This is a genomic window from Streptomyces flaveolus, from assembly GCF_044765825.1.
Lineage (GTDB): Bacteria > Actinomycetota > Actinomycetes > Streptomycetales > Streptomycetaceae > Streptomyces > Streptomyces flaveolus.
Genome location: NZ_JBIWKU010000004.1, coordinates 52,592 through 76,030, shown reverse-complemented (window position 1 = coordinate 76,030; position 23,439 = coordinate 52,592). Strand labels below are relative to the sequence as shown.

18 protein-coding genes and 1 pseudogene are annotated in these 23,439 nt (G+C 74.1%); 12 read left to right on the top strand and 7 right to left on the bottom strand.

Translation table 11 applies throughout. From position 1 onward, the window contains the following. The first annotated feature begins 57 nt into the window (after nucleotides 1-57). Both ACIRG6_RS13570 and ACIRG6_RS13565 read left to right on the top strand, forming a co-directional pair. The gene (locus tag ACIRG6_RS13570; RefSeq protein WP_403322571.1) at nucleotides 58-1,275 is read left to right on the top strand and encodes an LLM class flavin-dependent oxidoreductase; all 1,218 of its coding nucleotides are present in this window, start codon (nucleotides 58-60) and stop codon (nucleotides 1,273-1,275) included. 20 nt (nucleotides 1,276-1,295) lie between these two features. Further along, nucleotides 1,296-2,672, top strand: a pseudogene (locus ACIRG6_RS13565) (NtaA/DmoA family FMN-dependent monooxygenase); the annotation flags it as partial. Between the two features lie 164 nt (nucleotides 2,673-2,836). On the opposite strand, the gene ACIRG6_RS13560 reads toward ACIRG6_RS13565, so the two are convergent. Both ACIRG6_RS13560 and absR1 read right to left on the bottom strand, forming a co-directional pair. Beyond that, nucleotides 2,837-3,007 (bottom strand): hypothetical protein, encoded by a 171-nt coding sequence (locus tag ACIRG6_RS13560; protein WP_403322569.1) that lies wholly within the window; start codon nucleotides 3,005-3,007, stop codon nucleotides 2,837-2,839. Nucleotides 3,008-3,227: 220 nt separating this feature from the next. Beyond that, entirely contained in the window at nucleotides 3,228-4,307 is a 1,080-nt protein-coding gene (absR1, locus tag ACIRG6_RS13555) for a beta-glucuronidase AbsR1 (RefSeq protein WP_364681351.1), read from the bottom strand. A gap of 71 nt (nucleotides 4,308-4,378) precedes the next feature. Here absR1 and ACIRG6_RS13550 point away from each other — a divergent pair, with 71 nt between their 5' ends. Next, nucleotides 4,379-6,244: a LuxR family transcriptional regulator AbsR2 gene (locus tag ACIRG6_RS13550; RefSeq protein WP_403322567.1), complete on the top strand. Its 1,866-nt coding sequence runs from the start codon at nucleotides 4,379-4,381 to the stop codon at nucleotides 6,242-6,244. 7 nt (nucleotides 6,245-6,251) lie between these two features. On the opposite strand, the gene ACIRG6_RS13545 is transcribed toward ACIRG6_RS13550, so the two are convergent. Then, nucleotides 6,252-9,050 (bottom strand): CHAT domain-containing protein, encoded by a 2,799-nt coding sequence (locus ACIRG6_RS13545; RefSeq protein ID WP_403322564.1) that lies wholly within the window; start codon nucleotides 9,048-9,050, stop codon nucleotides 6,252-6,254. Nucleotides 9,051-9,197: 147 nt separating this feature from the next. On the opposite strand from ACIRG6_RS13545, the gene ACIRG6_RS13540 reads away from it, so the two are divergent. From ACIRG6_RS13540 to ACIRG6_RS13530, 3 genes are all read left to right on the top strand, one after another. Then, a complete protein-coding gene (locus ACIRG6_RS13540; RefSeq protein WP_364681360.1) occupies nucleotides 9,198-10,631 on the top strand; it encodes a S8/S53 family peptidase in 1,434 nt (477 codons plus the stop codon). A gap of 71 nt (nucleotides 10,632-10,702) precedes the next feature. Continuing rightward, a complete protein-coding gene (locus ACIRG6_RS13535; RefSeq protein ID WP_225638991.1) occupies nucleotides 10,703-11,281 on the top strand; it encodes an RNA polymerase sigma factor in 579 nt (192 codons plus the stop codon). Further along, nucleotides 11,278-11,793, top strand: coding sequence for a hypothetical protein (locus ACIRG6_RS13530; RefSeq protein WP_318215491.1), 516 nt, complete (start codon nucleotides 11,278-11,280; stop codon nucleotides 11,791-11,793). The genes ACIRG6_RS13535 and ACIRG6_RS13530 overlap by 4 nt, the downstream gene beginning before the upstream one ends. A 21-nt stretch (nucleotides 11,794-11,814) precedes the next feature. Here the strand turns inward: ACIRG6_RS13530 and ACIRG6_RS13525 are convergent, their stop codons facing one another. The 3 genes from ACIRG6_RS13525 to ACIRG6_RS13515 form a co-directional block, all read right to left on the bottom strand. After that, nucleotides 11,815-12,612: an N-formylglutamate amidohydrolase gene (locus ACIRG6_RS13525; protein ID WP_403322560.1), complete on the bottom strand. Its 798-nt coding sequence runs from the start codon at nucleotides 12,610-12,612 to the stop codon at nucleotides 11,815-11,817. A gap of 116 nt (nucleotides 12,613-12,728) precedes the next feature. Continuing rightward, the gene (locus tag ACIRG6_RS13520; RefSeq protein ID WP_318215493.1) at nucleotides 12,729-14,948 is read right to left on the bottom strand and encodes an NADP-dependent isocitrate dehydrogenase; all 2,220 of its coding nucleotides are present in this window, start codon (nucleotides 14,946-14,948) and stop codon (nucleotides 12,729-12,731) included. A gap of 129 nt (nucleotides 14,949-15,077) precedes the next feature. Next, nucleotides 15,078-16,157, bottom strand: a complete 1,080-nt coding sequence (locus tag ACIRG6_RS13515) for a mechanosensitive ion channel family protein (protein WP_239764728.1) — start codon at nucleotides 16,155-16,157, stop codon at nucleotides 15,078-15,080. Between the two features lie 377 nt (nucleotides 16,158-16,534). On the opposite strand from ACIRG6_RS13515, the gene ACIRG6_RS13510 reads away from it, so the two are divergent. From ACIRG6_RS13510 to ACIRG6_RS13485, 6 genes are all read left to right on the top strand, one after another. Next, complete coding sequence (locus tag ACIRG6_RS13510; RefSeq protein WP_364681375.1) at nucleotides 16,535-17,275, top strand: FadR/GntR family transcriptional regulator; 741 nt, start codon at nucleotides 16,535-16,537, stop codon at nucleotides 17,273-17,275. A 151-nt stretch (nucleotides 17,276-17,426) separates the two neighbouring features. Beyond that, nucleotides 17,427-18,212 carry an SDR family NAD(P)-dependent oxidoreductase gene (locus ACIRG6_RS13505; protein WP_403322557.1) on the top strand — a complete coding sequence of 262 codons (786 nt, stop codon included), beginning with the start codon at nucleotides 17,427-17,429 and terminating at the stop codon, nucleotides 18,210-18,212. Nucleotides 18,213-18,288: 76 nt separating this feature from the next. Continuing rightward, nucleotides 18,289-19,434 carry a galactonate dehydratase gene (gene dgoD, locus ACIRG6_RS13500; RefSeq protein ID WP_403322555.1) on the top strand — a complete coding sequence of 382 codons (1,146 nt, stop codon included), beginning with the start codon at nucleotides 18,289-18,291 and terminating at the stop codon, nucleotides 19,432-19,434. Between the two features lie 34 nt (nucleotides 19,435-19,468). Then, nucleotides 19,469-20,137 carry a bifunctional 4-hydroxy-2-oxoglutarate aldolase/2-dehydro-3-deoxy-phosphogluconate aldolase gene (locus ACIRG6_RS13495; RefSeq protein ID WP_364822020.1) on the top strand — a complete coding sequence of 223 codons (669 nt, stop codon included), beginning with the start codon at nucleotides 19,469-19,471 and terminating at the stop codon, nucleotides 20,135-20,137. Next, complete coding sequence (locus ACIRG6_RS13490; protein ID WP_403322554.1) at nucleotides 20,134-21,117, top strand: sugar kinase; 984 nt, start codon at nucleotides 20,134-20,136, stop codon at nucleotides 21,115-21,117. Before ACIRG6_RS13495 ends, ACIRG6_RS13490 begins: the two co-directional genes overlap by 4 nt. 29 nt (nucleotides 21,118-21,146) lie before the next feature. Next, complete coding sequence (locus tag ACIRG6_RS13485) at nucleotides 21,147-22,019, top strand: SMP-30/gluconolactonase/LRE family protein (RefSeq protein WP_365023665.1); 873 nt, start codon at nucleotides 21,147-21,149, stop codon at nucleotides 22,017-22,019. Between the two features lie 74 nt (nucleotides 22,020-22,093). Here ACIRG6_RS13485 and ACIRG6_RS13480 read toward each other — a convergent pair whose 3' ends face one another. Continuing rightward, the gene (locus ACIRG6_RS13480) at nucleotides 22,094-23,368 is read right to left on the bottom strand and encodes a DUF4380 domain-containing protein (protein ID WP_403322552.1); all 1,275 of its coding nucleotides are present in this window, start codon (nucleotides 23,366-23,368) and stop codon (nucleotides 22,094-22,096) included. Nucleotides 23,369-23,439: the final 71 nt, after the last annotated feature.

The window sequence follows — 23,439 nt, the reverse complement described above, 5'->3', positions numbered from 1 at the left end:
ACCCGGCCCCCGCGCCGAGGCCCACGTTCCTCTCCGGACGACCAGGAAGGCACACCCGTGTCCACCACTCCTCCCTCTCCCCTGCACCTCGCCGTCGCCCTGGACGGCACCGGCTGGCACCCCGCCTCCTGGCGCGAGCCGGTGGCCCGCCCCTCGGAGCTGTTCACCGCCGCCTACTGGGCCGGCCTCGTCGCCGAGGCCGAGCGCGGCCTGCTCGACTTCGTGACCATCGAGGACGGCCTCGGCCCGCAGTCCTCCCGCCTCCTCGGCCCGGACGAGCGCACCGACCAGGTCCGCGGCCGGCTCGACGCCGTCCTGATCGCCTCCCGCGTGGCGCCCCTGACCCGGCACATCGGGCTGGTGCCGACCGTGATCGCCACCCACACCGAGCCGTTCCACATCTCCAAGGCGATCGCCACGCTCGACTACGTCAGCACCGGCCGCGCCGGTCTGCGCGTGAAGATCTCCGCCCGCCCCGACGAGGCCGCCCACTTCGGCCGCCGCACCGCCCCGCGCATCGACGGCTACGAGAGCCCGGCCGCGCGCGAGCTGGTGACCGAGCTGTTCGACGAGGCCGCCGACCACGTCGAGGTGGTCCGCCGGCTGTGGGACAGCTGGGAGGACGACGCGGAGATCCGGGACGTGGCCACCGGACGGTTCATCGACCGGGACAAGCTGCACTACATCGACTTCCGGGGCCCGCGTTTCAGCGTCAAGGGCCCCTCCATCACCCCCCGGCCCCCGCAGGGCCAGCCGCTGGTCACCGCCCTCGCCCACTGGACCGTGCCGTACCGGCTCGTCGCCCGGCAGGCCGACGTCGGCTACGTCACCCCGCACGACAGCGCCCAGGCGCGGGAGATCGTCGCCGAGATCCGCGCCGAACAGGAGACGGCCGGCCGCGCCGCCGAGCCGCTGCAGGTCTTCGCCGACCTGGTGGTCTTCCTGGACGACGACCAGGCGAAGGCCACCGCCCGCAAGGACCGCCTGGACGAGCTCGCCGGGACGCCGTACACGAGCGACGCCCGCGTCTTCACCGGCACCCCCGCACAACTCGCGGACCTGCTGGAGGAGTTCGCGTCGACCGGACTGACGGGATTCCGTCTGCGCCCCGCCGTCCTCGGACACGACCTGCCGGCGATCACCCGCGGCCTGGTCCCCGAGCTGCGGCGCCGCGGACTCTTCCGCGACGCCTACGAGGCGGACACCCTGCGCGGACTGCTCGGCCTCGCCCGCCCCGCCAACCGCTACGCCGCCACCGCCACCGCGACCGCCTGAGCCGGGAGGACACCACCACCATGACCAAGCCGCTGAAGCAGATCCACCTGGCCGCGCACTTCCCCGGGGTCAACAACACCACCGTGTGGAGCGACCCCCGGGCCGGCAGCCACATCGAGTTCAGCTCCTTCGCGCACTTCGCGCGGACCGCCGAACGGGCCAAGTTCGACTTCCTGTTCCTCGCCGAGGGCCTGCGCCTGCGCGAACAGGGCGGGCAGATCTACGACCTGGACGTCGTCGGCCGCCCCGACACCTTCACGATCCTCGCCGCGCTCGCCGCCGTCACCGACCGGCTCGGCCTGACCGGCACCATCAACTCCACCTTCAACGAGCCCTACGAGGTGGCCCGGCAGTTCGCGAGCCTGGACCACCTCTCCGGGGGACGCTCCGCCTGGAACGTCGTCACCTCCTGGGACGCGTTCACCGGCGAGAACTTCCGCCGCGGCGGCTTCCTGCCGCAGGAGGAGCGCTACTCGCGCGCCCGCGAGTTCCTGGCCACGGCGAACGAACTCTTCGACTCCTGGCGCGGCGACGAGATCGTCGCCGACCCGGCCACCGGCATCTTCCTCCGCGACGCCAAGGCCGGTGCGTTCGTCCACCGGGGACAGCACTTCGACATCCACGGCCGCTTCGACGTCCCGCGTTCCCCGCAGGGCCGCCCGGTGATCTTCCAGGCCGGGGACTCCGAGGAGGGCCGCGAGTTCGCCGCCGCCGACGCGGACGCCATCTTCAGCCGGTACGCCACCCTCGACGAGGGCCGGGCGTTCCACCGGGACGTCAAGAGCCGCCTCGCCAAGTACGGCCGCCGCCCCGACGACCTGCTGATCCTCCCCGCCGCGACCTTCGTCCTCGGCGACACCGACGACGAGGCCGAGGAGCGGGCGCGTGAGGTCCGCCGGCAGCAGGTCAGCGGGGCCACCGCCCTCAAGCACCTGGAGTTCGTCTGGAACCGGGACCTGTCCGCCTACGACCCGGAAGGCCCGCTGCCCGACATCGACCCCGACGTGACCGGGGAACACATCGCGCGCGGCCGGGCCCAGGTGCGGATGTACCGCGACCCGCTGGCCACCGCCCGTGAGTGGCGCGAACTGGCGGCGGCCAACGGCTGGTCCATCCGCGACCTCGTCATCCACACCGGCAACCGCCAGACCTTCGTCGGCTCCCCGGCCACCGTGGCCCGCACCGTCAACGACTTCGTGCAGGCCGACGCCGCCGACGGCTTCATCCTCGTCCCCCACATCACCCCGGCGGGCCTGGACGAGTTCGCGGACAAGGTCGTCCCGCTGCTCCAGGAACAGGGCGTCTTCCGCACCGACTACGAGGGCACCACCCTGCGCGACCACCTCGGCCTGACCCACCCCGGCACGGCGCACGCCGACGAACGGGCGGCGTCGTGAGGTTCCTGGCCATCACCCTGATCGTGCACCGCCCCGACCCGGTCACGGGCGTGCGCAAGACGGTCGCCGAGCCGGGACTCGTGGCGCGCTGAGCGCGCGCCGTACGGCAGTGGCCGTGTCCGCCGCCCCGTCGCGCGGCGGACGCGGCACGGGCAACGGCCGGCCTACGACTCGTCCAGAGCCTTCGGGCCGATCACGCCGACGATGCCCCGCAGGCTGAAGACCGCGCTGGGCTTGTTGTCACTGCCGAAGAAGGTCACCACCTCCTCTCCGGCCTCCCGCGCCCATCGCCTCGCCTTGATCTTCAGGCGGGCCCCGTCACTCAGAATGACCACGTACGTCTTCACGGCGCCCGGCGCCGCCATCGCTGAACCGCGGCCCGGCCGCCGAAGATGACCGGGCCCGCTGCCTCCCCCGAAGCAGCGGGCCCGGTGGGCCGGGGACGTCACCTCAGTCAGTGTCCTGGCGACACTGTCCCCCGAAGGCGACGTCCCCGGCCGTCCCCCGGCGCCGGACTGTGGGCGGTCGTGGACGGGGTGCGGTGGAGCCGTGCGGTCACCAGCACATGACCGCCGTCTCGCCCGCACCCCACGAGGAGTACAGGCGCACCCGGACGACATAGCGGCGGCCCTTGACGAGACGGGCCCTGATCGTGGCGTTGCGGGGCGTTCCCCCGTCGTCGTGGCCGGCGAGGAAGCGGGGCTCCCCGCCGCGCTCCTCGAAGACCACGACGACGGCGTCGCTGTCGCCGAACGTGCCGACGGTGTACTCCCGGGTCTCCGGCGGATCGAGACGGAAGTCGGCCTGTTCGCACGGTCCGAGGCCGAGCGGCACCGAACGGAACGGCACCAGCGGTCCCGGCCGGCCGGCGGGCGGGTACCAGCGCAGCGCGAACTCCTTGTCGGCGGCGGAGAGGGTGCCGGGCGGGTGCAGGCCCGCACGGTAGTGCTCCGGCTCCAGTATCAGTCCCGACGGAAAGGGGTACTCCATGATCGACTGCGGGTCCCAGACCGGACCGTTGACCTCGTCCATGTCCAGCTTGCGCAGGATGTTGTGGAACGTCCGCTCCCGGCTCCAGTGGTTCGGCGGCCCCGCCAGCTCGGCGTAGACGGCCTCGTCGTCCCAGAGGATGCCCGCGTACGGGCTCTGGTGCTCGTGCAGCATGCCGAGCGCGTGCCCGATCTGGTGCAGGGCCGTCGCGCGTTCCCCGGGCGCGGTCAGGTCCCAGCCGAAGTTCATGGTGCGGTCGTTCAGGCCGGCCCGCAGCGCGTCGCGGCCCACCGCCGACCAGGAGCCGTCGCCGGGGCGGAAGCCGATGCGCAGTTCCGCCTCCGAGCGGTCGCCGACCTCGGTCAGGACGAGCCCGAGCCCGAGGTCCTGCCACTCCTGGAAGCAGTCGCGCACCACGGCCCGCTGCTCCTCCGTACCGGCCCACGCCCCCCGTCGCGGCCGGCCCGTGCCCCGCAGGGGGACGACCGAGGTGTCGGTGTCGCCGCCGAGGAAGCAGTAGTGCAGCACCGTGCCGTTGACCCACATCCGCTGCCCGCCGGCGAGCGCGGCGTGCCGCTCGGCGGCCAGCCCCGGCGGATACGCGGGGGCGGGCTGCTGCGCGAGCGAGCAGTAGCGTGCGGTCATGGCCCACAGCCTGCCGTCCGGCCCGCCCGGGCACCTGAGTCGAGGGCTACTCAAGTCGCCCTGTATCAGGAATGAGTAGGCGGACTCCTGTTTCCGTGACGACTGTGACGACGTCCGCGCGGGACGCGAAGACGCTGGAGCTGCCCTGGCCGTTCACCGGCCGCGCCGACGAACTGGAGCTGGTGCGCCGGACCCTGTCCGCCGGGCGGGGCGGCATCGTGGTGACGGGAGCGGCGGGCTGCGGCAAGACCCGGCTCGTGACGGAGGCCGTCCGCGGCACGGACTGTGCCCGCGCGGCCGGAACGCCGGAGACCCGCGGCATCCCTTTCGCCGCCTTCGCCCACCTGCTGCCCGAGGCCGTCACCCTGCACCGCGCCGTGCACCTCCTGTCGGGCGTGCGCCTGCTGCTGGTCGACGACGCCCACCTGCTCGACGACGCCTCCGCCGCCCTCGTGCACCAGCTCGCCGTGCACGGCCGCACCCGGCTCCTGGTCGTCGCCACCGAGGGCGCCCCGGTGCCGGGCGCGGTCTCCCGGCTGTGGACCGGCGAGCTGCTGCCCCGGCTCACCCTGGAGCCGCTGCCCCGCGAGGAGACCGCGGACCTGCTCACGGCGGGCGCGGGCACCACCCTGGAACCGCTGACCGTGGACCGGCTGCACCGCCTGAGCCGCGGGGACCTGCGGCTGCTGCGCGAACTGCTCACCGCCGTACGGGAACGAGGGCTGCTCACCCCGGTCCCGGGCACGGACGAACGGGCCTGGCGCGGCCCGCTCCCCCTCACCCCGGCCGTGCGCGAACGTGCCGCCCACCTCCTCGACCGCGCCCGTCCCGAGGAACGCGAGACGCTCGACCGCCTCGCCTTCGCCGAACCCCTGCTCCTCGACCCGGACACCCTCGACCTGCGGACCCTGGAGTGCCTGGAGGCCGAGGGCCTGGTCCGCGTCGACGACGACGGCGCCGCCCGCCTCGCCCACCCGCTGCACGGACCCGTCCTGCGCGCCGCGGCCGGCCGGCTGCGGGCCCGGCGGCTGGCCCGCACCCCGGACCGGTGCGGGCCCGCCCTGACGGCGGAGACGGAAGCCCTGCACCGGCGGATCGAGCGGGACGACGTACGGGCCTTTCCCGCGCCCGTGGGGGAGTGGCTGGTGGTGGAGGGGGCGCCGGTTCCGGCCGGGGACGCGGCCGTCCGCGCCCGGCTGGCCCGGCTGCGCGGCCGGCTGCGGGAGGCGGCGGCGTGGGCCCGCGAAGGCCTGCGGCAGGACGTCGACGACCCCGGGTGCCTGACCGAACTCGCCCTGGCCGCCGCCCAGTCGGGCGAGGTGCCGACCGCGCGGGGTGACGGGGACGACGACCGTCCCGCCGGTCCCGCGCCGGGCGGCGGCGCTGCCGCGTGGACGGCCGCCGTGCGCGGCGACCTCGACGGGGCCGTCCGGGCGGCCTCCGGCGGCGATCCCTACGACGCCGTCCGGCTCGGCGCCCCCGAGCGCGCGGCCGGCCGGCTGACCGGCGTCTTCGCCGCCCACGCCGACGCCCTCGCCCGCGGTGACGGGCCCCGACTGGACCGGGTGGCCGAGGAACTGGAGCGGCGCGGCTTCCTGCTCTTCGCGGCCGAGGCGCACGCCCAGGCGGTACGCGCCCACCGCGACCCGCGGGCCGCCCGCACCGCCCGCACCCGCGCCGTCGCCCTCGCCCGGCGCTGCGAGGGCGCCCGCACCCCGGCCCTGTCCGGACTGGTGCTCGGCGAACTCACGGCCCGGCAACGGCAGATCGTCACGCTCGCCGCAGCGGGGCTGAGCAACCGCCAGATCGCCGAAAGACTCACCCTCTCCGTCCGCACCGTCGGCAACCACCTCTACAGCGCCTACACCCGGCTCGGCGCCGGCGACCGAGGCGCCCTGCCCTGGCTGGTCGACCTGCCCGCGGCCCAGTCGGCCTGATCCGCCGTCAGGCAGCTCCGAACGCCGAGAAGGCCCACCCCGTGGCCTGGTGCACCGCGTCGCCCGGCAGCGCGGCCCGCGCGTCGCGCAGCGCCTCCGCCAGGGACAGCCCGGCGTCCAGCCCCTTGTGCAGCGCGAGCATCAGCGGCACCACCGCGGCGTCGTTGACCGGCGCGCTGCACGCCACCACCCCGGCCGTGCCCAGCGGCAGCAGCGCGGTCACCAGCCCGAGCAGCTCGTCCGCGCCGACGGACGCGAACCGGGCGGTGTCGCAGCAGGACAGGATGATCCGGTAGGGGCTGCGGTCCAGCCGCTCCAAGTCGTGCACGATGAGCGGGCCGTCGGCCATCCGCAGCGACGAGAACAGCGGGCTGTCCGCACGGAACGTGCCGTGCGCGGCGATGTGCGCCAGCGCGGCCCCGTCCAACTCCCGCAGCACCCGAGGCACCCGCGCCTCGTCCCCCTCCAGCAGGACCGGAGCCCCGTACCGCTCCCCGGCCCGCGCCTCTGTCCCGCCACCGCGCGCGTCGCCCGGCCCGGCGGCCGGCGGTGCCTGCGGCTCCTCGCCCGACGGCGCGGCCACGGGCCCGTGCCGGACGACCCCCGCGTCTCGCCCCCCGCGCTCCCGGAGCGCATCCGGCGCCTCGAACCGGCCGTCGGGTGCCGAGGCCAGGGTGCGATCGGCGAGTTCCGTCACCTCCGCACCTCCGGTCGCCAGCCCCGGGCCGCGTACCAGGACCCGGCGGCCGCCGGGCGGCGGTGTCGTCTCATGGGCGCGCAGCCAGCTGCTCGCCGACGGCGACACGCTCAGCACCCGCTCCCGCAGCGCGGGAAGCAGCGCCCACGGCACCCGGTGCAGCCGCGCCGGCGGCACGATCACGACCGGACCGGTGCCCAGATGCGCCGCCGCCGGACCGAGCAGCAGCTCCTGCAGACGCACCCCCGCGGCCTCCACCACCGGCAGCCGCGCCTCCGCCCCCGGGTGGGCCAGCCGTCGCAGCCCCGCCTGCACGTGCTCGGCCTCCCGTTCCGCCTCGGCCAGCAGTCCCGCCTCGAACCGCCGGACCCGGCCCTGCCCGCACAGCAGCACGTGCACCCGCCCGTCGAGCACGGCCAGCTCCACCAGCCGTACGCCGGCACCGATCCGCCGCAGCAGCCGGTCCACGTCGAACCGGTCCCCGTCCCCGGACGCCTCGCCCCGCATGTGCAGGGTGCGGGAGCGGATCTCCCGTTCCAGGCGCCGCTGTTCGCGCTCCAGCACGGGGACGGGCCGGCCGCCGTCCAGCCGGGCCTCCTCCGCGCGGGCGGCGATCTCCCGGAACGCCGTCATACCGCTCAGCAGCGCCGGGTCGGCCGGTGGCCGGGCCGGCGGCGCCGACAGCACCGTCGCCCGCCACCGCTCGCTCCACACCAGCAGCCGCCGCGGCCCGCCCGAGACCAGGCTCGCCCGCTGCGCCATCGCCGCCAGTTCCGCGCCCTGCGCGGTGGCCCGGGCCCGCAGCTCCGAGGCGCCCAGCGTCATCCGGTGGTCGTCCAGCACGTCCAGTCCCCGCCGGCAGGCCTCCAGCACCCCCCGCGCCGACCCGGCCGCCCGGGCCCGCAGCGCCTGCGCCGCCCAGCCCGTCATCCGCGCCAGCGGCGGCCCGCTGCGGCGGCTGCGCGCGGCGACCGCCAGATGCCGTTCCGCGTCGGCCGTCCAGCCCAGGTCCAGAGCGATCCGGCCCGCCAGCAGCGACGCCTCCGGCGCGGCCGGCGCCCCGAACGCGGCCAGCCGTTCCGCCACCTCCGCCGCGTCCGCGACCAGCCGGCCCGATGCGCGCCCCTCCGTGACCCGCGCCTCGATCAGCACCAGCCGGGCGTGCGTCTCGTACCAGGTGCGCCGCTGCGCGGCGAACAGCCGTACCGCGACGGCCGCGCGGGCGATCGCGGTCTGCGCGTCGTCCGCCAGCCGGGCCGCCCGCGCGGCCACCAGCAACAGCTCCGCCTTGCGCGTGGACTGCCCGCCGATGCCGTCCAGCGCGGCGATCGCCGCGTCCGCCTCGGCCAGCGCCTCCCGCGCCAGCCCCGCCGCCAGCAGCACCTCGCAGCGCCGGATGGTCAGCATGAACGTCGGCGTGCCCAGCTTGGCGTACCGCTCCTCCGCCTCGTCCAGCAGCCGCAGCGCCGCCGGCACGTCACCGGACCGGAACGCCGCGAGACCCCGGCTCTCCACCGCGTCGGCCTTGTCGTGCTCCTGGCCGGTCGTGTCCCACAGCGCATCCGCCGCCGCGAAGTCCGCCTCCGCCCGCTCCACCGCGCCCAGCGCCAGATGCACGGTGGCCCGCAGCGTCAGCGCCCGCGCCGTCCAGATCACGTCGTCCGCCTGCCGCAGCACCGGGATCGCCCGCCGCACGTCCTCCAGCGCCTCGCCGTGCCGGCCCAGCACCCACCACACGTAGGCCCGCCGGAACAGCACCCGCGCCCTGGTGTGCCCGGTGCCGCGCGCCACGCCCCGCTCGAACGCCGCCAGGCCGTCCCGGGTGCGGCCGGCGTGCACCAGCGCCACCCCGAGCGTGGCCAGCACATCCGCCTCCCGCTCGGCCGAGTCCGCCCGGGCCGCGAGGTCGCGGGCGCGCCGCAGATGGGCGAGCGCCCGCCGCATGTCGCCGAAGTCCCGCTGCCAGATGCCGATCACCTGGTGGGCGACCGAGGCGTGCAGCGGCGACGGATCGGAGTCGAGCACCTCTCCCGCCCGCTCCACGGCCTCGTCGGGGGCGGCGAACACCATCGGCAGCAGTTGGAGAACCGAGTCGTTTCCCGCTGTCACCCCAGGGATGGTAGTGGTCCGCAACCACGTCCCACAGGTTCGAGTCTGTATCAATCAGCCACCCCCGGACTCTGATTGACGACCGCCGACACCGCGAACGAGCGCCGGCGACCGTCGCCACGACAGCCGCCTCAGTGGAGGACCCGCATGGCACCACAGCGTTTCCGCGAGCAGTTCGACCAGATCCAGCGCTCGATGCCCGGCGTCCCGCTGGCGATGGGCCCGGACGACTCCGCCGAGTTCTTCTACGAGAAGGGCGTCGTCCTCGCCCGCGACGGCGAGGAGGCCCGCCTGGTCGAGGACACCGTGCGCGAGCACTTCACCACGTTCGCCGGGCTGACCCCGGACCACGTCCGCCGCGCGAGCCCCGAGACCAACCGCACGGGCATCACCCGCATCCAGGTCGGCGACCCCGGCGAGGGCGGTCCGGGCGGCGACCTCACCGTGGCGGGCGCACTGCGCTCCCTCAGAACGGTGGAGGGCCGCGCGGGCCGCCGCCTGATCAGCCGCAACCACGTCGTCTCGATCGCCGTCAACGCCTGCCCCGGCGACGAACCCGTGCCCGCCCCGGCCGGCGAGCCGCCGAACCCGGCGCCGGCCGCGACGGCGTACGACGCGGGCACCGCCGTCGGCGTCCTCGTCGTCGACACCGGGCTCATGCACGACTACCGCTCCTCCCCGCTGCTGGTCCACACCGACGGCGACGCCCAGATCCGGGAGTGCGACGACGACGGCGTCCTCCAGCAGTACGTCGGCCACGGCACGTTCATCGCAGGGCTCCTCGCCGCCGTCGCCCCCAACACCGACGTGACCGTGCGCGGCACCCTCAACGACGCCGGTGCCGTCCTGGAGTCCGAGTTCGGCGAGAAGCTCTTCGAGGCCGTCGACCGGGGCGGCTGGCCCGACATCCTCAGTCTCTCCGCCGGCACCTCCAACGGCCGCACCGACGGCCTGCTCGGCCTCCAGGCCTTCATGGAGGAACTGCGCGCACAGCGCACCCTGCTGGTCGCCGCCGCCGGCAACAACGCCAGCGCCACCCCTTTCTGGCCGGCCGCCTACGCCGACCTGCCCGGCTGGGAGCACGCCGTCCTGTCGGTGGGCGCGCTGCGCGCCGACGGCGAGTTCGGCGCCTGCTTCAGCAACCATGGCGGCTGGGTCAAGGCCTACGCCCCCGGCGAGCGCCTCACCAGCGCCCTCACCGGCTTCGAGGCGCCCGTGCCGTACGTCTACCAGCACTCCACCTACGACGCCTGCCGGTTCGGCTTCGGCTACGCCTGCACCTGCCAGTACCCCCGGCACAACGGGGTGCTCAGCGAGCCGGGCGAGGCGCCCGCCGAGCCGGACCAGGTGATGTTCGAAGGGCACGCACAGTGGAGCGGTACCTCCTTCGCGACCCCGGTGGCAGCCGGCCTGGTCGCCTCCCACATGACGGCGCACAAGGAGACCGACCCCCGCGCGGCCCGCAGGCAACTCCTCGCGGAGAACGGCGAGTTCGCCGAGGTCCGCGGCGCGCACGTACCGGCGCTGCTGCCGCCCACCTGGCGTCCGGCCTCCGTCGAACCGCCGGCCGCTCGGGCGTGAGCGGCGTCATGCCGGGCGGACCCGCCCCCTGCGCGGCGTACGATGACGAGTCGTACACGAGGGGTGGGGCCGTGGACCGTGCAGATGTCGGTGCGCTCGTCCGGTCGGCCGCCGACGGGGACGCGGCGGCCTGGAAGTCACTGGTGGACGGGCTGGGCCCGCTGGTGTGGTCGGTCGTACGGGCACACGGCCTGTCCGACGCCGACGCGCACGAGGTGTACCAGACCGCCTGGTTCAGGTTCGCCCAGCACCTGGGGCGGATCCGCGAACCGGAGAAGACCGGCTCGTGGCTGGCGAGCACGGCACGCCACGAGTGTCTGAAGCTGCTCAAGGCGTCGAAGCGCTGGACGCCGACCGACGATCCGCAGCTGCTGGACCGGCCGAGCGAGGACCGTACGCCGGAGGAGTCGGTGCTCGACTCCGAGGAGGCCGCCGCGCAGACCGAGCGCGTGCGGCGGCTGTGGCAGGAGTTCGAGGAACTGGGGGAACGCTGCCGCCAGTTGCTGAGGGTGCTGATCTCCTCGCCACCGCCCAGTTATCAGGAGGTGTCCGCCGCGCTGGGAATCGCGGTGGGCAGCATCGGGCCGATGCGCCAGCGCTGTCTGCGCCGGCTGCGGGCCCGGCTGGAGGCACGGGGGACCACGCCATGAGCGACCTGCACGACGGATACGACGGCTACGACGACGACGCCGAGGACGGACCGCCCGACGGGACGTTCACCGACGGGGAGTTGGCCACCGGGCTGCTGGAGGAGGAGCTGCGGCAGGCCGCCGCGATCCTGGACCCGGTACCGGCCGAGCTGCGGCGGCTCGCCGTCGACGCCTACGCGCTGCACGACCTGGAGGCACGCGTCGCCGAGCTGACCTTCGACTCGCTGACCGACGCCATGCCGGTGCGGGGGGAGTCGGACCCGCCGCGGATGCTGACCTTCCGCGCGGACGACGTGACCGTCGACGTGGAGGTGACCTCCGACGGACTGTTCGGACAGGTGCTTCCGCCGGGCCCGGCCCGGATCGAGGTGCTCACCGGCCCGCTGGCCCATGCCCGGCTGACGGCCGACGACATGGGCCGCTTCACCGGCGACGCCCCGCCCACCGGCCCGTTCGCCCTGCGACTGCGGACCGGCGGCGAGGTGGTCGTCACTCAGTGGCTGCGCGCCTGACGTGACCGGACGGCCGCGCGATCAGTCCGATACGGCGTCGACGAGCGCCGCCAGCGATGCCGCGAGGCGGGACAGACCGGGCCCGGCCGGGCCGCCCGGCTCGGTCATGTAGGTGTCCCGGCGGATCTCCACCATCAGGGCGCCGACCTCGCCCCGCTGCCCGTAGAAGTCCAGCGGCACGTACGTCCCGCTGAAGGGGCTGTCGAGCCCGGTCTCCCCGCACGCCGCGAACGCCTCACGGGCGGCGGCGAGCAGCTCGGGCGGCGTGTGGAAGCCGTCGGTGCCCAGGCAGACGGGCGGGCGCGGGCCCTCGCCGTGCAGCTCGTAGGGCAGCGGCTCGGTGGGGTAGGAGTGGACGTCGACGATCACGGCCCGTCCGGTGGCGGCGAGCCGGGCGGCGACCGCCTCGGTCATCGCCCGCGCGTACGGCCGGAAGTACCGTTCGAGCAGCGGCTCCGGGTCGGTGCCGTCGGCCCGCAGCACCTCGCGGTGCGTGGTCCGCGTGTACACGGCGCCCATCCCGACGGCCGTCATCTCCTCGCGGTCGTCCGGGAACCGCTCCGGGTCGACCACCAGCCGCGACGCCCGGTTCACGAACCGCCAGGGCGTGACGCCGGCCAGTCCGGCCGCCGCCTCGGCGATCTCGGCCGTGTGCGAGTCGGTGATGTGGTCGAGCTCCCGCTCCAGTGCCGCGTCGTCGAGGACGATGCCGGGGCGCACGGCGGCCGGTATCTCCCGCGAGGAGTGCGGCACGTGCAGGATCACGGGGGAGTGCGCTGCGCCGGGCAGCAGCTCGAAGGTCTGCGGGGCGTCGGTCATGGGGCTGCTCCGGAAGGGTGGTCGCAGGGACGCGGCAGGCGGCGTCGAAGAGACGGGCACCCCGCCTCCGACGGACGGAGACGGGGTGCCCGGGAGCCCTCGGGGGCCGGCGAGGATCAGGCGAGGGACGCCAGCGCCTCGTTCCAGGTGGCCGACGGGCGCATGACCGCGGCGGCCTTGGCCGGGTCGGGCTGGTAGTAGCCGCCGATCTCGGCCGGCTTGCCCTGCACGGCGTTCAGCTCGTCCACGATCTTCTGCTCGTTGGCGGCGAGCGTCTCGGCGAGCGGGGCGAAGGCCTTGGCCAGGTCCGCGTCGTCGGTCTGCCGGGCCAGCTCCTGCGCCCAGTACAGGGACAGGTAGAAGTGGCTGCCGCGGTTGTCGATGCCGCCGACGCGACGGGTCGGGGACTTGTCCTCGTTGAGGAAGGTCGCCGTGGCGCGGTCGAGGGTGTCGGCGAGGACCTTGGCGCTGCCGTTGCCGGTGGCTGCCGCGTACTGCTCCAGGGACGGCACCAGGGCGAAGAACTCGCCCAGGGAGTCCCAGCGCAGGTAGTTCTCCTTGACCAGCTGCTGGACGTGCTTCGGCGCGGAGCCGCCGGCGCCCGTCTCGAACAGGCCGCCGCCCGCCATCAGCGGGACGACCGACAGCATCTTGGCGCTGGTGCCCAGCTCCAGGATCGGGAACAGGTCGGTCAGGTAGTCGCGCAGCACGTTGCCGGTGACGGAGATGGTGTTCTCACCGCGGCGGATGCGCTCCACCGACAGCTTGGTCGCCTCGACCGGGTTGAGGATCCGGATGTCCAGGCCCTCGGTGTCGTGCTCCGTCAGGTACGCCTTGACCTTGGCGATCAGGTTGGCGTCGTGGGCGCGGCCCTCGTCCAGCCAGAAGACGGCCGGGTCGCCGGTGGCGCGGGCGCGGGTGACGGCCAGCTTCACCCAGTCGCGGATCGGGGCGTCCTTGGTCTGGCAGGCGCGGAAGATGTCGCCGGCGGAGACCGTCTGCTCCAGGACGGCGTTGCCGTCGGCGTCGACCAGGCGGACCGTGCCCGTGGTGGGGATCTCGAAGGTCTTGTCGTGGCTGCCGTACTCCTCGGCCTTCTGCGCCATGAGGCCGACGTTCGGGACGGAGCCCATCGTCGACGGGTCGAAGGCGCCGTTGGCGCGGCAGTCCTCGATGACGGCCTGGTACACGCCGGCGTAGGAGGAGTCCGGGATGACGGCGAGGGCGTCGTGCTCCTGGCCGTCCGCGCCCCACATGTGGCCGGAGGTGCGGATCATGGCCGGCATCGAGGCGTCGATGATGACGTCGGAGGGCACGTGCAGGTTGGTGATGCCCTTGTCGGAGTCGACCATCGCCAGCTCCGGGCCCTCGGCGAGCTCGGCGTCGAAGGAGGCCTTGATCTCGGCGCCCTCGGGCAGGGCCTCCAGGCCCTTGTAGATGCCGCCCAGGCCGTCGTTCGGGGTGAGGCCGGCCTTGGCGAGCACGTCGCCGTACTGCGCGAACGTCTTCGGGAAGAAGGCGCGTACCACGTGGCCGAAGATGATCGGGTCGGAGACCTTCATCATCGTGGCCTTCAGGTGCACCGAGTACAGGATGCCCTCGGACTTGGCGCGGGCGACCTGCGCGGTCAGGAACTCGCGCAGCGCGGCGACGCGCAGCACCGAGGCGTCGACGACCTCGTCCTTCTTCACCGGCACGGACTCGCGCAGCACCGTGGTGGTGCCGTCGTCGCCGACCAGCTCGATCCGCAGCGTGCCGTCCTCGGCGATCACCACGGACTTCTCGGTGGAGCGGAAGTCGTTCTCGCCCATGGTCGCGACGTTCGTCCTGGACTCGGGGGTCCAGGCGCCCATGCGGTGCGGGTGGGTCTTGGCGTAGTTCTTCACCGAGGCCGGGGCGCGGCGGTCGGAGTTGCCCTCGCGCAGGACCGGGTTGACCGCGGAGCCCTTGACCTTGTCGTAGCGGGCGCGGATGTCGCGCTCCTCGTCGGTCTTCGGGTCGTCGGGGTAGGCCGGCAGCGCGTAGCCCTGGCCCTGCAGCTCGGCGATGGCGGCCTTGAGCTGCGGGATGGACGCCGAGATGTTCGGCAGCTTGATGATGTTGGCCGCGGGCGTCTTGGCCAGCTCGCCGAGCTCGGCGAGGGCGTCCGGGATGCGCTGGTCCTCGGTGAGGTACTCCGGGAACAGGGCGATGATCCGTCCGGCCAGCGAGATGTCCCGGGTCTCCACGGAGACACCCGCCTGCGAGGCGTACGCCCGGATCACCGGCAGGAAGGAATACGTCGCCAGGGCCGGGGCCTCGTCAGTGTGTGTGTAGATGATGGTCGAGTCAGTCACCGGGTGCTCCGCTCCACGTCTGCAACATTGCTCGACATCAAGATATCTCGTGCTCGACCTCGGCTCGACAGGGGTCGCGCGGAGATTCCGGCCATCCGGCCGCGCGGCCCCGGCCGAGGGGGTGATCGATCAGGCGGAGGGCACGGTGTCCTCGCCCGTCCGCTGCTGCGGGATCACCACGGTGCCCTGCTGGAGCGCGACCGTGCGGGCGGGCGCCGGAATGCGGATGCCCTCCTCGCGGTAACGCCGGTGCAGGCGCTTGATGAACTCGTGCTTGATCCGGTACTGGTCGCTGAACTCGCCGACGCCCAGGATCACGGTGAAACCGATCCGCGAGTCGCCGAAGGTGTGGAAGCGCACGGCGGGCTCGTGCTCCGGCACCGCCCCGGTGATCTCCGTCATCACCTCGGCGACGACCTCGATCGTGACCCGCTCCACGTGCTCCAGATCACTGTCGTAGGCGACGCCCGCCTGCACCAGGATGGTCAGCTGCTGTTCGGGGCGCATGAAGTTGGTCATGTTCGTCTTGGCGAGCTGCCCGTTGGGGATCACCACCAGGTTGTTGGAGAGCGCGCGGACGGTGGTCTGCCGCCAGTTGATGTCCTCGACGTAGCCCTCCTCGCCGCTGCTGAGCCTGATGTAGTCGCCCGGCTGCACGGTCTTCGAGGCGAGGATGTGGATGCCCGCGAACAGGTTGGCCAGCGTGTCCTGCAAGGCCAGGGCGACGGCCAGACCGCCCACGCCCAGGGCGGTGAGCATCGGCGCGATGGAGATGCCCAGCGTCTGCAGCACCACCAGGAAGCCGATCGCCAGCACCAGCACCCGGGTGATGTTGACGAAGATCGTCGCCGACCCGGCCACCCCGGAACGGGACGTCGTCACCGTCCGGACCAGCCCGGCGATCACGCGGGCCGCCGACACCGTCACCACGAAGATCAGCAGGACCGTCAGCACCTGGTTGACGTTGTGCTGCACGGTCCGGGTCAGCGGCAGCGCCGCCGCCGCGCCCGCCACGCCGCCCGAGACCGCCGCCCACGGCACCACCGTGCGCAGCGCGTCCACCATCACGTCGTCGCCGCCCCACCGGGTGCGCTCGGCGTGCCGTCCCAGCCAGCGCAGCAGCATGCGCAGCAGGAACGCCCCCAGCAGACCGGCGGCCAGTGCGATGCCGGCGGGCACCAGGTGGTCCACGGTGAGGTCCTCGGTCATCGGTCACCTCCAAGGGGTGCGGCAGCGGCGAAGCCGCTGACCGACGGGCGGATGTGCTTACTCGTCACCTGTCACCTGCTCGATTCTCATCTGTGCGATCGCACCGGCCCGCAAGGGAGTTCGACCGGCGCGAGGGCTCATCCTGCCGTATCCCGCAGGGGCGTCCGCACCGACGGGGCGCCCGGGCACCGCCAGGTGCCGGCCTGTCGCCGGTACTCGGCGAGAGAGCGCTGGAGCGATACGGCCCGACCGCGCTGCTCACAGCACTGTCAGATGTATTAGTAATTAATACGTGGCGTTACCATGGGCCCGCGTTCGCGCCCGCGGCGCCCACCCCCGCGCGCCTCAGGTGCGCCCGATGTCAAGGAGATGGCGGCATGGCGGCCTACAGCACCCGCGGCGTGCACGGACAGGTGGTCCAGTCGCTCGGAGCGCGCATCGTGGGCGGCGCCGTGCCCGAGGGCACCACGCTGGACGTGCGGGCGCTGGGGGAGGAGCTGGACGTCAGTCTGACCGTCATGCGCGAGTCCCTGAAGGTCCTGGCCGGCAAGGGACTCGTCGACGCACGGCAGAAGCGGGGCACGTTCGTCAGGGAGCGCAAGCACTGGAACCTCCTCGACGCGGACGTCATCCGGTGGCGCGTCGAGGGGGGAGCCGGTGAGGAGCTGATGCGGGACCTCGCCGATGTCCGCTCGATCATCGAGCCCGCTGCCGCCCACCGTGCCGCCCTGCACAGGACGGACGCCGACCTCGAGGCCCTGGAGGCGGCGCTCGGCCTCATGGGGCGGGCTCGGGCGGACTCGTCCGACGCGGCCGAGGCCGACGCGGCATTCCACCGCGCGCTTCTGGCGGCCACCGGAAACGAGATGCTGGCCCGCATGGACATGCTGCTGGAGCCGGGCCTGCGGGAGCGGGACCGTCTCGTCCATGCCCATGCCTCCGTCGACGACCCCGTGCCCAGCCATCGTGCGGTCCTCGACGCCGTGCGCGACGGTGACGCGGCCCGTGCCGAACTCGCCATGCTCGACCTGCTGGCGAAGGCGGTCGAGGACCTCGACCAGCTCACCGGGCGGACGGTGGGCCCGGCGGACCGCACCGCTCACCGCGAGGCCCGCTGACACGGCGGCGAGACCTTTCCCCTGTGACGGGCGCCTCAGGGGGTGTCTTGGCCTCCCTCGATAATTCATATTTAATATCGGTGGCGGTGGGTCCTTGCTCACCGGCCGCACGAGACCCGACCCGTCCGCACCGCAGTCTTCGGAGCCGCCCATGCCGTCCACGAATCCGCAGCCGTCCGGGACAGTGCCTCGCTTCGACGGGCACGTCGCCGTGGTCACCGGAGCGGCCGGGGGGATCGGAGCCGCGATCGCCCGACGGCTCGCGGGCGAGGGAGCCCGCGTCCTCGTCGCCGACATCGACTCGACGGAAGGCGAGCGCACGGCCCGCGCCATCCGGGACGCCGGCGGGGAGGCGATGTTCCACTCGACCGACGTGAGCGACGAAGCGTCCTGGGCCGCGGCGCTGGACGCCGTTCGCAGGGCCTACGGGCCCGTCTCGGCTCTCGTCTCCAATGCCTACGCCGTGCGCGTCGCCCCCGCCCACGACACCACGCTCGACCAGTGGAACCAGCAGCTCGGTGTCACGCTGACCGGCGCTTTCCTCGGCTTCCGTGCCTGCCTGGACGATCTGCGCGCCACCCGCGGCAGCGCCGTGCTGGTTTCCTCGGTGCACGCCCTCGTCGGACTGCCGGGCCGCCCCGCCTACGCCTCCGCCAAGGCCGGACTCACCGGACTGGCCCGCCAGTTGGCCGTCGAGTACGGGCCCGACGTACGGGTCAACGCGCTGCTGCCCGGACCTGTGCTCACCCGGGCCTGGGACGGGATCGGCGAGGAGGACCGGCAGCGCAGCGCGGAGCAGACCGTCGCCGGACGGCTCGGCCGTCCCGAAGAGGTCGCCGGGGCCACGGCTTTCCTGCTGAGCGACGACGCCTCTTTCGTCACCGGCGCCTCGCTGGTCGTCGATGGCGGCTGGAGTGCCTACAAGACCTCTTCCTGAATCGCGCCGCCCGCGGTGGGCGCCCGTGTCCGGCACCCCGACCGGCCGGCGGTGCCCGGCCGCACCAAGGAGAAGCATGAAGATCACCCGCGTCGAGACCTTCGCCGTGCCGCCCCGCTGGCTGCTGTGCCGCGTCGAGACCGACGACGGCGTCGTCGGCTGGGGCGAGCCGGTGGTCGAGGGCCGCGCCGCCACCGTCCGCGCCGCCGTGCACGAACTGTCCGAACTCCTCGTGGGGCGGGACCCGCTGCGGATCGAGGACCACTGGCAGACCATGACCAAGGGGTCGTTCTACCGCGGCGGCCCGGTCCTCTCCAGCGCCGTCGCCGGACTGGACCAGGCGCTCTGGGACATCGCGGGGAAGACCTACGGCGCGCCGGTGCACCAGCTGCTCGGCGGCCCGGTGCGCGACCGCGTGCGGGCCTACACCTGGGTCGGCGGGGACGAACCCGCCCAGATCGCCGAGGCCGTGAGCGAGCAGGTGGAGGCCGGTTTCACCGCGGTGAAGATGAACGCCTCCGGGCGCATGAACCGGCTGGCGACCACCCGGGAGATCGACGAAGTCGTCTCCCGGGCCGCCGCCGCGCGCGAGGCACTCGGCGACGACAAGGACTTCGCCGTCGACTTCCACGGCCGGTTCACGGCCGCCAACGCGGCCAAGGTGCTCCCGCATCTCGCCGCGTACAACCCGCTGTTCGTCGAGGAGCCCGTACTCCCCGAGTACACCCACCGGCTGTGCGACCTGGTCAGGGCTTCTCCGGTGCCGCTGGCGACCGGGGAACGCCTCTACTCGCGCACCGACGTGCTCCCCGCCCTGACCGCCGGGGTGGCGGTCGTCCAGCCCGACCTGTCCCACGCCGGCGGCATCTCCGAAGTCCGCCGGATCGCCGCGCTCGCCGAGACCTTCGACGTGCTCCTCGCGCCGCACTGCCCGCTGGGCCCCGTCTCGCTCGCCGCCAGCCTCCAGATCGCCTTCAGCACGCCGAACTTCCTCATCCAGGAGCAGAGCATCGGCATCCACTACAACGTGGGCGCCGGTCCGCTGGACTACCTGGTCGACACCACGCCGCTGCACTTCCACGACGGTCACCTGCTGCGGACCGCGGCCCCCGGCCTCGGCGTCGAGGTGGACGAGAAGGCGGTCCGCGCCGCCGACAACAGCGTCGCCGACTGGCGCAACCCGGTATGGCGGCACACCGACGGTTCCTTCGCCGAATGGTGACCCCCGCCCGACCCCGACCCTCCCGGACGTGAACATGGAACTCCCGCACACCGTGAACGCCGAACCCTTCTCCGCCGTGCTGCGGCGCACCCGGCTGGCCGCCATCGTGCGCGGCTCGGACGCCGATGCCGCGCTGCGCACGGTCCTGACCCTGCTCGACGAAGGCGTGGCCCTCGTCGAGGTCTCCCTCAACACCGCCGACGCCCTCGGTGTCATCCGCCGGGCCGTCGCCGAGGCCGGCCCCTCGGCCCACATCGGGGCGGGCACCGTGCTGACCGAGGACGACGTCGCCCGCGCCCGGGAAGCGGGCGCGCGCTGGATCGTGACCCCCGCGCTCACCGAGTCGGTGGCGGCCTCGGTCCGCGTCGGCCTGCCGGTCCTGGCCGGCGCCCTCACCCCGACCGAGGCCGTCGCCGCCCGCCGGGCCGGGGCCGACGCCGTCAAGCTCTTCCCCGCCTCGATCGGCGGCCCCGCCTACCTGAAGGCCCTGCGTGATCCCTTCCCCGACCTGCCCTTCGTGCCGGTCGGCGGAGTCGACCTCACCAGCGCCGAGCAGTACCTCGCCCACGGCGCGGTAGCGGTCGGCGTCGGCTCGCCCCTGGTGGGCGACGCCGCGCACGGGGGTGATCCGGACGCCCTGCGCGCCCGGGCACGCCGGTTCGTCGCGCTCTGCGCCCACGAAGCGCAGCGGGAGGAGGCATGACCACCGCTCCGGGAACCGTGGCCGCCGACGTCCTCACGTTCGGCGAGACCATGCTCGCCGCACAGCTGCCCGGACCGCTCGCCGTCGGCGCCCAGGCGCGGACCACCGTCGCCGGGGCCGAGTCCAACGTGGCCATCGGCCTGGCCCGGCTGGGCCACCGTGCCTCCTGGGCGGGGCTGGTCGGCGACGACGAGCCCGGCCGCCTGATCCTGCGCACGCTCAGGGGCGAGGGCGTCGACACCGACCACGCCGGTGTCCACCCGAAGGCGCCCACCGGAGGCCTGCTCCGGGAGCGCCGGGTCGCCGACCTGGTGCGGGTCCACTACTGGCGCGGAGACTCGGCCGCCTCGCTGCTCACCCCCACCGACCTGGCGCCCGCTCTCGGCGCCGGCGCCCGCGTCCTGCACCTGACCGGCATCACCTGTGCCCTCGGCCCGGGCCCGCTGGAGGCGGTGCGCGAGGCCGCCGCCCACGCGCACACCCATGGCTGGACGGTCACCCTGGACGTCAACCACCGGCAGCGGCTCTGGCCGGCCGAGAAGGCGGGCCGGGCACTGCTCCCCCTGCTGGAGCACATCACCGTCCTGATCGCCTCGGACGACGAATTGCCCGTGGTGACCCGTGCCTTCGCCGAGCGGCCCGAGGGGGAGGAGCGGGCCGTCGACGCACTGCTGGACGCCGGAGTGCGCGAAGTGGTCGTCAAGCGCGGGGGAGAGGGAGCCGCCTTCCGTGACCGGGACGGCTCCCGGCACACGGTTTCCGCCCTGCGAGTGCCCGTACGGGACACGGTGGGCGCGGGTGACGCGTTCTGCGCCGGATACCTCTCCGGTCTGCTCGACGGACTGCCCCCGGACGGACGCCTCGACCGCGCCAACACGCTCGGGGCCTTCGCCGTCGCCTCGGACGGCGACTGGGAGGGGCTGCCCCGCCGTGACGAACTGGGCCTGCTCGCCGCCGCTCCGGGCACCACGATCCGCTGACCGTCCACGACCACCGGGAGTGCCGCACCATGACCGATCCGACGCCCCTGGGCGCACCGGACCGCCTGGAACTCGGCGAGGGCATCCGCTGGGCCGACGGCCGGCTCGTCTGCGTCGACATCCTCACCGGCCGCCTGCTCACCCCGGACGGCGACGGCGCCGCCCCCCTGCGGTCCCTTGCCCGCCTGGACGTGCCGCTCGGCGCGGTGGCCCCGGTCGCGAGCCAGCCCGGCACCTGGATCGCGGCGGCCGGCACCGGCATCTGCCTGCTCACCCCCGGCACGGCCCCCGAGTGGCTGGCCGAGCCCGAGCGGGACGCGTCGAGGGCGATGCGCATGAACGACGGATGCGCCGACCCGCACGGCCGCTTCTGGGCCGGGAGCATGGCCTACGACGGGACACCCGGCGCCGGCTCCCTGTACCGGACCGACCCCGACGGCACGGTCACCCGGGTCCTCGACGGCCTCACGATCCCGAACGGACCCGCGTTCGACCGTGACGGCACCACGATGTACCTGGCGGACAGCGCCCGCGGTGTCGTACGCCGCTACCGCGTGGATCCGCGCGACGGTGACCTCGACGCGGGCGAGGAGTTCGCGCGGGTCGACGACGGCAGCCCCGACGGCATGACCGTCGACGCCGAAGGCGCCCTGTGGATGGCGGTCTGGGGCGCGGGCGAGGTCCGCCGGTATCTGCCCGACGGCGCGGTGGAGACCGTACTGCGCCTTCCGGTGGCCCAGCCCGCGGGCGTCTGCCTCGGCGGCGACGACGGACGCACCCTCCACGTCACCACGGCCCGGGTGGGTCTCCCCTCGCCCGGGCCGCTCGACGGAGCGGTGTTCCGGGCCCGGGTCGACGTGCCCGGCCCGCCGGCGGCCGCCTACGGGTCCACGGCGACCTGACCGGCCTGCGCCCCGCACGCCTGTGCCCGGCACCGTGGTCTGCCACGGTGCCGGGCACAGACGTGTGAGGGAGGTCAGTCGGCCGTCACCGCGACCGATCCCAGCAGGTCCCGCCCACAGCGCACCTCCAGACGCACGGCGTCGCGGCCGGCCGGCACCGCGTGGTCCAGGGCCAGGGGCGCGCCCGCCGCACAGGCGCCGAGCTCCTGCCGACGGAGTACGCGGCCGTCCGCGTCCAGCAGCAGGAGGCCGGCCGGACCGCTGCCCGACGGCACGCACACGCCGGTCAGCGTTCCCTCGGCGAACGTGAGCGGCTCGCTCCACCAGGCGTGCCGGCCCACCGAGTTCACCGCGCCGAGACGGGGACCGAGCGACATCGTGCCGTCGAGGTGGGCCGACTCCCCGGGAGCCAGCTCGCGGCAGGGGCCGAGCGCCTCGCACTCCACGACCCGGTGGCTCGGCCGCAGCCCGCCGAGGTGCTCCAGCGGCGCGTCCAGCGGGTGTTCCATCCAGACCTCGGCCCGCGAACCGCCGTCGGTGTACGGGGCGGTGGGGTCGACAGGGAAGCGGTAGGTCCAGGTACCGGCCGGGCCCACATGGGCGATCCACCCGGCCGCGTCGGGGAAGCCGACCTTGCCGACGACGTCCTGTGCCGGGACGTGCAGGACATCGCCTCTGCGCTCGACGCGGGGCCGTCCGGTGCCCGCGACCAGGTCCACGGTGTCCGGCGCGCCCGATCCGGCCGTACCCAGCCAGACACCGTCGCCCGGCTGCCGGGCCGGGTGTCCCGGCAACTGGGTGACGTTCCAGAGCGCCCAGCGCACACTCTGTGCCGAGACGTTCCGCGCGCTCAGCCGCAGCGCGAAGTCGGCCCGGCCGGCCTCCAGGACGATCCCGCGCGTCAGCCGCAGCCCGGTGCGCGGGTCGTCACCACTGGTGAGGGTGATGGCGGCGCGCGAACCGTCGTCCGCCACGTCCACGGCGTACGCGTACGGTCCCGAGTCCAGTACGGGGTCCGGGGGCCCCGCCCATTCGCCGGGCCCGGACCAGCCCTGCGGAGCCGGCCAGGTCTTGTCGCCGCCCCAGTTGCGCCAGGCGGACATCGGCCCGTCGTGCGGGCCCACGGCCCGTGGGTCCCGGGCGTTGAGCGCCTCGTCGAGGAGGGCCGGGTTCCGGTACAGGAACTCCCGTCCGTCACGGACCGCGGACAGGATGCGCCCGCCCAGCGCGGGCGCGAGAACCAGGCGGAGCAGGCCATTGTCCACCTCCACGATCTCGTGCCCGGCACGAGCCCGGCGGACGACGCGGACGAGGCCTCGGTCGGCCCGGTGGGCGGGGGTACTGCTCACAGACGTGCTCCTCGGAGGAAACGGACCGGACGGCAGGGGGTGAACCACTGCCGTCCGGTCGTGCGGGAGAG